Source organism: Cellulomonas sp. Root485 (assembly GCF_001426705.1).
Classification (GTDB): Bacteria; Actinomycetota; Actinomycetes; order Actinomycetales; family Cellulomonadaceae; genus Cellulomonas.
This window is the reverse complement of record NZ_LMFC01000004.1, coordinates 66,102-79,563: the sequence shown is the minus strand read 5'-3', so window position 1 is coordinate 79,563 and position 13,462 is coordinate 66,102. Positions and strand designations below refer to the sequence as shown.

Sequence of the window (13,462 nt, the reverse complement as noted above, 5' to 3'; positions counted from 1 at the left end):
CGTGTGGATGCCGTGCACGGCAGGCGCCGCACCGACGCGAGCAGCCGCTGGTTGTTCGTCAGGCCGCGTTGGGCTCGCTCGGCGCCTCGAGCTCGGCAAACTTGGCCTTCATCGTCTCGTTGCCCCGGGTGAGCTTCTTGACCGTGAGGGCGGTCGCCTTGTCGTTGGCGAGCCGGAGGTGGTTCTCCGAGCCGAGGAGCGACTCCTTGACCTTCTGAAGGCGGTCGATCGCGGCGTCGATGTCCTTGATCGCGGCATCGAACCTCCGCTTCGCGAGGTCGAAGTTCTTGCCGAACGCCGTCTTGAATCCCTCGAGCTCGACCTCGAAGTCGGTGATGTCGATGTTCTGCTTCTTGACCTGCTCTAGCTCTGCCCTGACCACGATGGTCTCCTGGGCCGCGTTGCGGAGCAGGGCGATGATGGCGAGGAAGAACTGCGGCCGGACGACGAACATCCTCGGGTACTCGTGCGAGACGTCGGTGATGCCCGTGTACAGCTCGGAGTCCTCCTCGAGCATCGACACGAGCACGGCGTACTCGCAGCCCTTGTCGCGCCGGTCCTTGTCAAGCTTCGCAAGGAAGTCGGTGTTCTTCTTCTTGGTCGACGACGTGTCGGCCTCGTTCTTCATCTCGAACATGATCGAGATGTACTCGACACCGTCGTCGTTGAAGTCGCGGAAGACGTAGTCACCCTTGGTCCCGCCGGAGGCGTCGTTGTCCTTGCCGAATTTCGCGTTCGGGAAGGCGAGCGATCGCATGCGGTCGAACTCGATCTGGCAGTGCTGTTCGAGGGTCTCGCCGAGGAGCTTGACCGACAACCTCGCCTTCATGTCCCTGAGGCGCTCGATGAGGTCATCCTTGAGGGCGAGTTCCTTGGAGTGGGAGACCTTGAGGGAGGCCTCCTTCACCTGCTGCTCGGACTCCTTGAGGGCAAGCTTGTGCTTGGTTTCGTCGAGCTTCTGCTGCACGGCCTGAACGGCCTTGGTGAGGACGAGTTCCTGAGACGTGCCCGCCTGCGCGAGGTCCGTCTTCAAACCCTGAATCTCAGCATCCTTCTGGGCAGCCGTCCGCTGGGCAACCTCGCCGACCTTCGCGACGGCGAGGTCCTTGGCGGTATCGGCCCCTTCGAGCTGAGTCCTGAGGCGTTCGATCTGGGCGTCCTTGTCGCCGAGAGCCTTCTGGGCCTTCTCGGCGGCGTTCGCAATCGCGAGAGCCTGGGCGTTGCCGGCCCCCGCGATCTCGTTCTTCAAACGCTGAATCTCAGCGTCCTTGTGCGCGGCAGCCTGCTCCGCCTGCTGGGCGACCTTCACCTCCGCAAGCGCGATCTCGACCTTCTTTGCCTTCTCGGCCTCGGCGAGCCGCGTGTGGAGCTCCTTTTCGAATTCCGCGGTGCGCACCTGCTGCACGAGGCTTGCATATTCAGCCTCGTCGATGGTGAAAACGGTCCCGCAGTGCGGGCACTTGATCTCGTTCAAAGGACTACCTCCTTCCTGTGTCACGTAGATCAATCCGCCGTGAACAGGGGGATGTAAACCTCAGGACAAGAAATCCTCATCGTTGGCAGCAAAGAGCTCGGCCTGCTCGATCACAAACTCGATCGCCTCAAACTCGGCGTCGGGCGGGTAGTCGTAGCGGACGAGGATGCGCCGGACGGCCGATCGCATCTTGGCGCGCACGCTCTCCTTGACGTCCCAGTCGATGGTCCAGTTATCGCGGATCGTGCGCACCAGGTCGCGGGCGATGGCCTTGAGCGTCTCGTCGCCAAGCTCAAAGACGGCCGACTCGTTCTGAGTCACGGCGTCGTAGAAGGCGACCTCGTCCTCACGCAGGCCAAGGGCGGCGTACCGCTCCATGTCGTCACGCATCTGCTTCGCGAGCGTGACGAGCTCGGTGATGATCTGGGCGGAGGTGAGCGACCGGTTGTTGTACCGGTTGACGGCCTCGTCGAGCATCTCAGAGAATTTCCGGGTCTGCACGACGTTGCTGCGCTTGACGGTCTTGATCTGGTCATCGAGCAGGCGGCGCAGCAGCCCGATCTGGAGGTTCGGCTTGTCCTTGTGGACTAGTCCGTCGAGGAACTCATCCGAGAGGATCGACAACTCGGGCGTGTTGACTCCGGCGAGGCTGTAGATGTCGATCACTTGGTCGCCTAGCACTGCCTCGTTGACCAACTGGCCGATGGCGGTGTCGACGTCGACCGCGCCGGAGCCGCTCCGCCCGGAGTCCGGGTTCAGAACCTTCAAGATCGCGGCGCGCACGTCGACGAACAGCCTGACGTCATTGCGGATCGCGTCCGCCTCGTCCCGGGCGCCGCAGAGCGCGAACGCCTTGGCGAGTGCGAGCACCTGGTCGTTATAGCGCTTCGTCCGGTCCGGGTCGGCCATGACGAAGTCGAGGACCTTCGCATACTGCGCGAGCCGGTCAGATGCGGGCAGGTCGGGAGAGGAGTCGAACGTGACCCCGTGGAGCAGCCCGCTAATAATGTCGTGCTTCTCGAGCATGACGGCGACCATCTCGTCGATGGGCACGCCGGCCTGGTCGCGGTCGGTCGGCGAGTAGACCGTGAGAGCCTCTTGCAGGCTGGCGTACACACCGATCAGGTCGACGATCAAGCCACCGGGCTTGTCGCGGAAGGTCCGGTTGACGCGAGCGATGGCCTGCATCAGCCCCGCACCCTGCATCGTCTTGTCGACGTACATCGTGTGCATCGCGGGCGCGTCGAAGCCGGTGAGCCACATGTCGCGGACGATCACGAGTTCCAGCTCGTCGTCGGGGTTCTTCGCCCGGAGCTGGATCTCCTTGCGCGTCGTCTTGTCGTGCAGGTGCGGCTGGTACTCCTGCGGGTCGGATGCCGAGCCGGTCATGACGACCTTGATCTTGCCCGTGCGGTGGTCGTCGGTGTGCCAGTCGGGTCGGAGGGCGACGATCTTCTCGTAGAGCTTGACCGCGATGCGGCGGCTCATCGCGACGATCATGCCCTTGCCGATCAGCGACTCGCGCCGCTTCTCCCAGTGCTCGACGATCTCTTGGGCAACGAGGTCGAGTCGCTCCTCCGCTCCGACGATCGCTTCGAGCCGCGCCCAACGTGACTTCGCCGCCGACGCAGCGGTGTCTTCAACCTGCTCGGTGATCTCGTCGGCGAGTTCGTCGAGCGCGCCGTGAACCGAGTCACTCAGCCCGACCTTAACGAGCTTGGGCTCGTAGAAGATCTTGACCGTCGCGCCGTCCTCCACCGCGCGGGTGAGGTCATAGATGTCGATGTAGTCACCGAAGACGGCCCGGGTTGACTTGTCGGTCGTCTCGATCGGCGTGCCCGTGAAGCCGAGGCACGTTGCGCCGGGGAGTGCGTCCCGCATGTGCTTGGCGAGGCCGGCCTTGAGCCGGCCTTCGGAGTCGAGGGTCTCACCGAACCCGTACTGCGAACGGTGCGCCTCGTCCGCGACGACGATCACGTTGCGGCGGTCCGTGAGAACGGGGTTGGTGTCGCCACGCTCCTCAGGGCCGAACTTCTGCAAGGTCGTGAAGATGATGCCGCCGGAAGCCCGTTTGAGCAGCTCGCGCAGGTGAGTGCGATTCTCCGCTTGCACTGGCCTCTCGGGGAGGATCGTCGCTGGCGCAAACGCCTCGCCAAACAACTGATCGTCGAGGTCGTTGCGGTCGGTAATGAAGACGAGCGTTGGGTTCTCCATGCGCGGGTCGCGCATGATCTTCGCTGCGTAGAACACCATCTCGAAGCTCTTGCCGGAGCCCTGGGTGTGCCAGACGACGCCGCCGCGCTTGTCACCTTCGGGGCTCGCGGCCTTCGCGGTCGACTCCACTGCAGTGTTTACCGCCCAGTACTGGTGGTACTTCGCGACGCGCTTAATGAGGGATCGAATCGGCTGGCCGGTCGCCTTGTCGGTGACCGTCTCATCGCTAAAGACGACGAAGTTGCGAAGGATGTCGAGGAACCGCGCCGGCTCGAACACCCCACGGATGAGTACTTCGAGGGAGGGCCGGTCGCTGACGACATCGCGGCCATCGATCGTCTTCCACGGGGCGTAGTGCTCGAAAGCGCCAGTAAAGGAGCTCATCGCGGCGCTGGGGACGCCGTCGGAAATCACTGTCATGACGTTGAAGTCAAAGATGGGAGCGATGTCGTGGCGGTAGGTCTGGATTTGGTTCCAGGCCCCCCGCATGTCCGCGTTCTCGTCGGCCGGGTTCTTCAGCTCGAAGAGGGCAAGCGGAAGACCATTGACAAAGACGACGACGTCGAGACGGCGCTTCTTGCCGTCCTTTGTGACGGTGAACTGGTTGACCGCAACCCAGTCGTTCATCTCGGGGGCATCGAATTCGATGAGCTTCACGCGGATCGTCCGTGTCTGACCATCCGCACCGCGGTGCTCGACCGGCACGCCGCCCACAAGGAACTGGTGGATGCGGTAGTTCTCGTCGATTGGGTTCTGCGACTCAGGGCGGAGCAGACGCTTGATCGCCTGATCGATGACAGCATTGTCGAGCCCAGGGTTCAGCCCACGTACCGTTGGCAGGAAGCGGTCGATGAGCACGACATCGGCGAACGAGTCGCGAAGCTGAGGACCGTCGCCGCCTGGCGCGATGTTAGGCCCGTAGAGGGTCAGGTAGCCGAGGTCGGCGAGCCACTCCAGTGCGGCTTGCTCGACGATGGATTCGTTGAAGCTGCTCACGGCGATGTCTCGACCTCCTTGTCATCCACCCATCGGGCGAGGACGCTCAGGGTGGCCAGGTACTCCCGACCGGTCTTCTCGTCGATGCCCTCGGGGTTCTCATCAGGCTCTCGCTTGTACCTAATGTCTTTGCCGGACGCGTCGGCGAAAGCACTGCGTAGTCGACCGATCGCCCAGGCGGAGTCGAGCACACTCACGCGGGCACCTCCGGGAGCACGCGAATGCGACCGGAGAGGAGCTCCGGGAGGAGGGCATCACGCGTCTGCACGAGTCGCGCCGTCTCGGCCTCCAAGTGCCAGCTGTGCTCGATTAGTGCACGCGACCGGTCGAGCGACCGATCGAGGTCGGCGGGGACGCTGATTTCGAAGTCGAGGATCGCCTCCGCGGGAAGCGCGGTCACCGTCGTCCCCGTCGCGAAACCCTTCGCACGCTCGCGAAACGCCGGAGATTGGATCTGGGCCCACAGGACCAGGGCGAGTTCCTCATGGTCGAAGAACTGCACCTTTGATGTGTGATGCGTGTGCAGGGCGCCATCGAGCGTCGGCGGGACGAGAAGCCCGCGCCCGAGAATCTCGCGCTGCTGTGTCAGGTCCGTATTTGCTGTAACGAGATCCCAGGTCGCGAGCCGGTGCTTGGGCCTAAAGTCGCCGGTGTAGTACTTCATCCCAGCCGCCTTGAGCGCACCAGTCGTGGTGAAGTTCGCCAGATTGAGCATCGGCTGTGCTCCCGCTGATGAGCCGTCGTCAAGACCTGCACCCTTGTACGACAACCCTTTGCTCAGGCTGGCAATGCGGCCGACCCGGATACGCTCAGGGCCGACGGAGAGAGTCGCGATCGCAAGCTTCCGTTCAAGATTGCTTGCACGCCGATTCGACTCGATCTTGTCGTCGAGGGCGCCGAGGGTGGTGGCGATCGCCTTCTGCTCTGGGAGAGGTGGCACGAAGACGTCGAGACGAAGCACGTCGTCGCGCCCGACCCGCTGATGGCTGCCCGTAGTGCCCTTGACCGACCGCTCGATCGCCGATGCGTTCGCCCACATCAAGTAGTAGAGGTACCGCAGCTGAAGGTCAGCGTTCTTGGGGACGACCTGTAGGAACTCCGGTGAGCAGTAAGTGCGAGCATCCGGATCCTCGACGAGCCATATCCGTGGGATGCGTGGGTTGAGCTTCGAAACCAGCACGCACGGTGAGTCCACTCTGGACTTGCTCGAACCGATCTCGGTGGGAATCGAGACCTCGGGTGTGCGTGAGTTGTCGTAGGAAGGGATACTAAAGACGCGAACGGGGTCTAAACCCATTCGGGAAGTCGGAACTGACGTTCCGTTTATGGTCGCATAGTCGGTAAGCGTCGTCATTCGACGTGCTCTCCCAACCGCCGACGGACTTCGGCTTCGAGCTCGCGGCCGCGGTCGAACTCGGCGAAGAGGTCCGCAGTAAGTCGAGCGATCTTCTCGCCGGTCGGCTCGTCGTCAGCTTCGGGCTCTTCGGTGCCGACGTAGCGGCCGGGGGTGAGGACGAAATCGTGCTGCTCGATCTCGGCGAAGCTGGCAGCCTTCGCGAAGCCGGGGATGTCGTCGTACTCGCCATCGACGTTCCGCCAGGCGTGATACGTCCCGGCGATCTGCTGGATCTCGCTGTCCGTGAGCTCGCGGAGGCGGCGGCTGGCCATCGTGCCGAGCTTGCGGGCATCGATGAAGAGCACCTCGCCCTCGCGCTTGCGGTGGCCATTGCCGTGTCGGTCCTTGCTGACGAACCAGAGCGAGACGGGGATCGCGGTGTTGAAGAAGAGCTTGTCGGGCATCGCGACGATGCAGTCGACGAGGTCGGCTTCGACGAGCTTGCGGCGGATTTCGCCCTCGCCGCTGCTCTTCGAGCTGAGCGAGCCGTTCGCGAGGACGAAACCGGCAGTGCCGCGCGGGCTGAGGTGATACAGGAAGTGCTGGACCCAGGCGAAGTTCGCGTTGCCCTCTGGCGGTGTGCCGTACTTCCAGCGGGGGTCGTCGGCGAGCTTGGCGTTCCACCAGTCACTGACGTTGAACGGCGGGTTGGCGAGCACGAAGTCGGCCCGGAGGTCCGGGTGCAGGTCCTGGGTGAACGAGTCGGCCGACTTGTCGCCGAGGTCAGCATCGATGCCGCGCAGGGCGAGGTTCATCTTCGCGAGCTTCCACGTGGTTGCGGTGAACTCCTGGCCGTAGACGGAGATGTCGTTGCGCTTGCCGCCGTGCGCCCGAACGAACTCGGCGGACTGGACGAACATGCCGCCTGAGCCACAGGCAGGGTCGTACACGCGGCCGTGGTAGGGCTCCAGCATTTCGACGAGTGTCCTGACGACAGAGCGCGGCGTGTAGAACGCGCCAGCGTCCTTGCCGGTCTCCTTGCCCGCGAACTGGCCGAGGAAGTACTCGTACACGCGGCCGAGCACGTCGTCGGAGCCGTGATCATCGCTTCGGGTGAATCCGATCGAGCCGATGATGTCGACGAGCTGGCCGAGGCGGCCCTTGTCGAGGTCCTCCCGGCCATAGTTGCGCGGCAGCACGCCGCGCAGCTTCGGATTCTCGCGCTCGATGAGGTCCATCGCATTATCGATGGACTCGCCGATCTCAGGCTGCTTGGCAGACTTCTGGATGATGCTCCACCTGGCAGCGGCAGGGACCCAGAACACTGAGTGGCTGGTGTATTCGTCACGGTCCTCGACCAGGCGCTCAATTTGTTCAGGCTTGAGGCCGTCGGCAGCGAGCTCCGCTTCGATCTCCTTGCGCCGCCCCTCGAACCGGTCGGAGATGTACTTGAGGAACACCAGGCCGAGCACGACATGCTTATACTCGCTCGGCTCCTGGTTCCCTCGCAGGGCGTCGGCGGCATCCCAGAGCTTCTGCTCCAGGGTCTTGGTCTCGATCTTGCGTGCTACTCGTGCCATGCGGCGCCTCCCTTCGTCGTTGTCGTCAATACCTCTCGGCCTGACACCAAGACCAATCCGGCTTGGCGGTGCCGATGTAAAGGGCTCCGGCTACTCGGCCTTCGAGGCCTTGGCACGGCGCTTCTTTACCGCCGCAGAGAGAATCGCGTGCTCCTCCTCAGTGGCCTGGTCGAAGAAGCTCTCCGGCCACTCGTCAATGCCGCCGTACTCGTTCTGCTCCACGAGCTCGTAGGTGGTCGCGCCCTCGACGCGCTTGGCGAAGTAAATGCCAATCGTGTCTTGGAGGCTGTCCTTCTCGTCCTCCGCCACGCGTCGGCGCAACCGCGAGATGAGGTACTCGCTATGAGTCTCGACGAGGAGATGCCGCCCGCTCTGCGCGATCGCCAACAGGAAGTCGGCCAACCGCTGCTGAACCCGCGGGTTCAGGTGCAACTCGGGCTGTTCGATGAGGAGCAGCGAGCCGGCAGGTGCCTGTGCACACATGACGATGACCGGTAGCAACTGGCTGACGCCAGTGCCGACGCTGGTCAGGTCAAGATCGCCCTCGACATCCTTCTGCCGTACCTGCATCTGGATGCCGAAGCGGCCTTGGTCAGAGACGGAGAAACTCTCACCGATATCGAGGTACTTGGCCCAGCGGCTCACCGCCGTCATGAGCTGGATCGGGCGGCGCGGCGTCTTGATCGTTCCGTCGTCTTGCGGAGTCGGGACGCTGACTCTTCGGTCGCCGTGGCGTTGCAGCACGGAGGCGGTGAACTCGCCCCTCGGACCGACGTAGGTGTCGTCACCTTCGGGCGAGTCGGGGTATGCCGCCCTCGGCTCTTCGCGAAGCGGGCCGAGGTACCGAATCCCCGTACTGAGATAGGAGGACGCGAGATTCGAGGCCCTGCCCAGGTCATCCAGGCGGTGGGGGAATGGGACCTCGCCCTGAACTCCGTTCCTGGTCACCCCCTCGATGATCGCGTCGCGGAATGTCTCGGACGACGCGATATTGAGGTCGATCTTGGAGCGCGTATCAGGAGCCTTGGAACTCAGCTCAAAACGCGCCGCGTCGGCGTACTCGGCCTTCGCTAGGACTGAGGCAGCATGAACTGCGAGCAGATCACGGCTCACCTCGTCGATCGCATTGATCTCGGTGAGGAGGTCTTGCTCGATCTCATCTCGCTCGTGCATAGAGCGGCGAAGGAGCATGTCGCGCCAGGTCTCGAACAGGACGTCGGCGCGAGGGCGCATCACCGAGGACTCGAGTGGGAATCCTCCAGTGACAAGTATGTCGACGACTTCCAGCAGGTTGCCGTTGGCCCCGGCGAACTGTCCCGAGAAGTAGTGCGGAATGGAACCGGCATCGTCGCTCTCGTCGAGCGGTACAAGATCCTCGGCGTCGTCATCTGCGATGGCGAGCACCCATGCTCGGTCCAGGCGGGGGACGTTCGTGGCGAGCGTTCCAGGGTCCTCAGGCTTCAGGTCGACGTTGAGTCGTTCGATCTTGGCGATTCCCTTCTGTTGCGAAGACTCGCCGAGCTTGACCTCCCACGACAGAGTCGCGAGCACGGGCGCTGCCTGTACTGGAGCCAGAGCCTTGCTGTCCTGGTAGGAGCCTCGCGGGGCCCGGATCTCGAAGTCGGCGCCGATAATCAGCGGCTCATCGTCGTTGCCGGGCCCCCGATACTTCACCTCGGCGACGCTACCGAGTCGGACCCCGCGACCATTGAGCGGGTAGAGATAACCCGTGGTACCGGTTGCCTGGCTCGCAGCGCGGATGCTTTGGAGGAGCGTGCTCTTTCCCGCGCTATTCGCGCCGACGACGACAGTCAGCGGACGAAGCTCAACCTCGGCGTGACGGACGGACTTGAAGTTTTGTAGCCGCCAGCGGCGAAGTGTGATGCCCCGACGCGTCGCGAAGAAGCGGCGGTCGATCGGTGGATTACTCATGCGTAGACCTCTCGGTGCTGGGCAACGCGCTCGCTGGCGGAGACAAGGCTTACCTGGAGGAGGCGTCCGCCACGAGTGCGGGCGGGGCGCGCCTCGATCGGCCCTTGGATGTCAGTTGACCGCCCCAGGAGCCAGAGGCTCGAATGCCCCGCAGAGGCGGCGATCTCTACCTGGAACTCTTGGAAGAACTCGAAAGAGGCGTTCGCAAGTTGAGGCGCGGCGGGCGCGTCTGTGGTGTCGGCAAGCTTCCATAGAAGACGAAGTGCGTTGTAAAGGCCGACCCCGCGGTACGCGGCGACGAGTTCATCGTCCATGTCGACGAGCCAGGCAGGGACTCGAGTTGTCCCGCGTTCGACACCCTCAACGAGCTCCACCACGAACTCCTCAAACGCTGCGATCTCAGCCGCCGTGGAGGGCGTCCTAAGTGCGTTCGGGTCGATCGAGGCAACCCGCTCACCGTCGAACAGCTCCCGAGTGCAGTCTGCGGTAAGGCTCTCGAGCCGCTTCAACTCCTCGAGCTTGAAACTCCATCGAGGGTCTGTGCGGCCCACGACTGGCGGCCCGGCAACCGGACGATCGACGGCTTCATCGTCGCGCAAGGCGGCAAGGGCATCGAGTACCTGCGCGTCGACTCCGCCAAGGCGACGGTCGAGCTGCACGACCCAGGCGTAGCCGAAGATGTCGGACTCCGCCAACAGATCGTACGCGCGACCAATTTCGCCCCCCGACAGGAGGACGTCCATGCTGGAACCGAACTCGACGTCCGGGCTCAATAGGTTCACAGTGAGAGATTGCGTAGCCTCGTCGAAGTCGGTGACGAGGACCAGCGCAGCTGGAGTGTCGCGGTCCATAGCCACCGCCCGGTAGATGCCGCCGATCTCGATGTCGGTCATGGCGCACCTCCTCCTGCCTTCGTGACAACAAGTGAATGAAGACGTTCGAACACGTACCCAACGACGGACTCGCTATGCGAATTGAGTTCGTCGCGAACCTTCGCGTACGCAGACTCCTTGTACTTCGCCACCGTGGGTCGACTGACACCGACGCGCTGGGCGATGTCCCCGTCAGAGTCGCCGATCCACTTGCCGGCGAGTAGAGCCGCTTCCTCGTAGGTCAGCGCCGTGATGAGTCGCTCGGTGAGTTCGTTCGCCATGATCAGTTCGCTTGGGTCGAGTTCGCCGGCCCGGTGTTCGATCCCGGCGTCATCAGAGACAACCTCTGCTGTTGCGAAGACTGTCAACGAGTCATCGAGAATTCTCCGAAGATCCAGGTCCTGGAGCTTGCCGACAGCGTGGCAGACGAGCGTCAGAGCGTCGGTGAGCGTCTCGGTAGTCCAGATCGCGCTGGCACGCTCCGTTCCGTTGCCGGGGAGCCGGGGCAGTGCCGCGAGCGATGCCGTGAGACGTCGAGAGTATGGCAGTGCATCCGCGGTTGAGCCCGCGAGTCGCCAGGATCGCGGCTTCTTCGTGACCTGCTCGAATGGCGAGGAGCCGAGGCGTTCGACGGCCCGCGCGAAGAGGTTGTCGACCGCAGTCCGTTGTCTGCGGTCGATGAGAGTCATCTTCAGCTGACGGTAGATCAGGGCTCGGGCGTGGCCGAAGTCGTTCGCCACATCACATATGTACTCGGCCTGCCCCTTCGCCAGCATGCGCTCGGCGACATCCTGAACGAGGTCGTCGATGGCATCGCCGTCCCACGATGCGGAGCGTGCATAAACGGTCGGACTGTAGCGGCGAGCAAGACGAGACGCCGCGGTCCGAATCTCCTTGAGCCAGAGCGGACCGATGCCGTCGCGCTGGTGTTCCTCGATCAGGGCGCGGAGGTCTCCAGTACTCACATCGCCGATGTCGATCTCGTCGTCGAGGTCCGCGAGAGGGCCGCCGTCGATCACTTCGTTTGCCATCGCGCCTTCTTCACTGCGTCGATGGTGTTCCGGTCGTCCTCGCTGCACAGTCGGTGCGCCTCATCCAAGGCGTCCTTCGAGACTGGCAAAGGTCGGGAGACAACGATGTTGCCGTCCTCACGGAGCCAGCACTTCGGCCAGTTGTGGCGATGGTCGTGGCCTGGGTTGTTGACCTCGACACGGTCGAGGCTCGACGTGCGTGCAAAGACGTAGGCGATGGCTCCGGAGCTCGGCCAGTGGCGCAGGATGATCGGCCGCTTCGCAGAAGGCTTCTGCGGGGCGAAACCGACGATCGACTCGGTCTGCTCGAACCACGCCTCCCCCACGGGCGGCCCCATGTTGAGCAGCCCTGCCAGGTCTGACAGATCGAACCCCACCGATATCCTCCGCTGCCGAAGCGGAGCCCGGCGTGTGCGCATCTCTGCAACGTGTGCTGCCACCCTAGCGACTCGCGTGGCGCCCGCGGGGCTCGCGACACGAGACGCCGTGCGCGACTCGATTCAGGTGAGGAACCGAGCTCGCGGCGGGCTCATCCGCTTGACGCCTCGGCGACGTATGCCTGTCCACGGACAATCCGTCCTGGATTCGATCGCGTCAACCCGGCGCGTGAGAACTTTCCTCACTGACAGTCAAGTCGCTGGGTGGTTTAGCGCGGCTGGGTGATCCTATTGCTGGTCAGGCAGTCAGTCCCAACGGCTGGGTCGTCGACCTTCACGGCGTCGGGGACGAGGATGAGGCGGGACTTGGCCAGGAGCTCCGGGCCGAGGTAGCGCGCCCTGCGGCCCAATCGTCGTGCTGCTCGGCCAGGACCGCGCCGACCAGGCGGGTTACGGAGTCGCGGTCGGTGAAGATCCCCGGTGCGGCGGAGGATCACGCGGAGACGGCCTCGTCGTCTACGACAACGACCCTGGCCACCCGCGATACACGATTTCTGAGACGCCACTAGGAGCGACTCACTCAAATGCTCGAGGCCGCTGGCGAGCCGTGTCTCCCGTCAGCGATGTGGTGGTGCCAGAAGAGTCAACGCCCTGAAACCTCCGTTGTCAGGCCACAACCAGGCCTAGTCGCCGATCAGCACCGCCGGCACCTCGCAGCCGTTGGGTCGTCGCATCTTGCGCCGATCGCCGCACACCTGCCGTCGAGGGAGGTGATCAGGATGGGACGACGGGACTTGATCCGCCGGGAGCGCGCGAAGCGGGCGGCGGTCGAAGCACGCGACGCGGCGGGGTCAGGTCCCGCAGAACCGTTGCCCGCTTGGCTCGGGACCGGCGGGGAGGTCGCGTCGTCGGAGTCGACCTGGGTGCGGTCAGCACCTGCACGCACGACTTCGACGCAGCAGCCTCAACGGCCGGCGCCCCGACGGGACCCGTCGGCACAACGCCGGACCTACGGACGGCCGCCAGTACCTCCGTTCGAGGGTGCTCCCCTGAGGGAGCTCGTCCGGCGCCGCGACGAGGCCCGGGCGACCCTGCGGGCGCTCGACGCCGAGATCGCGAACGAGGTCGAGCGGGCGCGCGCGTTGGGCGCGCCATGGACGGCCATCGCTCAATGCCTGGCGATCACACGGTAGGGCGCTCGTCAGCGATACGGCACCGGCGGCACACACGCTCACCCGGTGCGGGCGTGGTCCACAGATCTCCGGTAGTGCCTTGCGGCGTCGCTCGCGGCGCGGCGTGATGAGTTCGGGAGGGAGTAACGATGACCATCGGGTACACGGCGGCCACCCCGCAGGAGGTCGCGGAGTCGTTCGGCATCTCAGTCGAGTGGGTGCGCGAGCAGGCGCGGCGCGGTCGGGTGCCGCACCTGAAGTTCGGGAGGGGCAAGATTCGTTTCCTTCCCGAGCACATTGACGCGCTCGTACGGCTTGCAACGGTAGACGGCGTCGACCCCGAGGCGGAGCCGCCAGCTGAGGCGTCAGCCAATCTCGGTTCGCTCGGGGCCACGGTCCGGTCGCTCCGAGCGCACCAGCGTCGCCCGCACGTGCAGGGCGACCCGCAGATGTTCTGACGGGCCGGCCATCGCAGAGG

Annotated in this window: 10 protein-coding genes and 1 pseudogene; 1 reads left to right on the top strand and 10 read right to left on the bottom strand. The window is 64.2% G+C overall.

The window, feature by feature from the left end; genetic code table 11:
- Positions 1-58: 58 nt before the first annotated feature.
- The 10 genes and pseudogenes from ASD16_RS17895 to ASD16_RS22320 all read right to left on the bottom strand — a co-directional run.
- Positions 59-1,474, bottom strand: a complete 1,416-nt coding sequence (locus tag ASD16_RS17895) for a DUF2130 domain-containing protein (RefSeq protein WP_055920898.1) — start codon at positions 1,472-1,474, stop codon at positions 59-61.
- Between the two features lie 60 nt (positions 1,475-1,534).
- Entirely contained in the window at positions 1,535-4,684 is a 3,150-nt protein-coding gene (locus ASD16_RS17890; RefSeq protein ID WP_055920895.1) for a type I restriction endonuclease subunit R, read from the bottom strand.
- Entirely contained in the window at positions 4,681-4,881 is a 201-nt protein-coding gene (locus tag ASD16_RS17885) for a hypothetical protein (protein WP_157454013.1), read from the bottom strand. The genes ASD16_RS17890 and ASD16_RS17885 overlap by 4 nt, the downstream gene beginning before the upstream one ends.
- Positions 4,878-5,864, bottom strand: a complete 987-nt coding sequence (locus ASD16_RS17880) for a restriction endonuclease subunit S (RefSeq protein ID WP_055920890.1) — start codon at positions 5,862-5,864, stop codon at positions 4,878-4,880. Before ASD16_RS17880 ends, ASD16_RS17885 begins: the two co-directional genes overlap by 4 nt.
- Positions 5,865-6,034: 170 nt before the next feature.
- A complete protein-coding gene (locus tag ASD16_RS17875) occupies positions 6,035-7,600 on the bottom strand; it encodes a class I SAM-dependent DNA methyltransferase (protein ID WP_055920887.1) in 1,566 nt (521 codons plus the stop codon).
- A 90-nt stretch (positions 7,601-7,690) separates the two neighbouring features.
- The gene (locus ASD16_RS17870; protein WP_082570971.1) at positions 7,691-9,532 is read right to left on the bottom strand and encodes a DUF3696 domain-containing protein; all 1,842 of its coding nucleotides are present in this window, start codon (positions 9,530-9,532) and stop codon (positions 7,691-7,693) included.
- Positions 9,529-10,425, bottom strand: coding sequence for a hypothetical protein (locus ASD16_RS17865; protein ID WP_055920881.1), 897 nt, complete (start codon positions 10,423-10,425; stop codon positions 9,529-9,531). The genes ASD16_RS17870 and ASD16_RS17865 overlap by 4 nt, the downstream gene beginning before the upstream one ends.
- Entirely contained in the window at positions 10,422-11,435 is a 1,014-nt protein-coding gene (locus ASD16_RS17860; RefSeq protein WP_157454012.1) for a hypothetical protein, read from the bottom strand. The genes ASD16_RS17865 and ASD16_RS17860 overlap by 4 nt, the downstream gene beginning before the upstream one ends.
- Entirely contained in the window at positions 11,420-11,812 is a 393-nt protein-coding gene (locus ASD16_RS17855; RefSeq protein ID WP_055920875.1) for a hypothetical protein, read from the bottom strand. The genes ASD16_RS17860 and ASD16_RS17855 overlap by 16 nt, the downstream gene beginning before the upstream one ends.
- 269 nt (positions 11,813-12,081) lie before the next feature.
- A pseudogene (locus ASD16_RS22320) lies at positions 12,082-12,296 on the bottom strand (hypothetical protein); the annotation flags it as partial.
- A gap of 837 nt (positions 12,297-13,133) precedes the next feature.
- Here ASD16_RS22320 and ASD16_RS17850 point away from each other — a divergent pair.
- Positions 13,134-13,442: a helix-turn-helix domain-containing protein gene (locus ASD16_RS17850; RefSeq protein WP_055920873.1), complete on the top strand. Its 309-nt coding sequence runs from the start codon at positions 13,134-13,136 to the stop codon at positions 13,440-13,442.
- Positions 13,443-13,462: the final 20 nt, after the last annotated feature.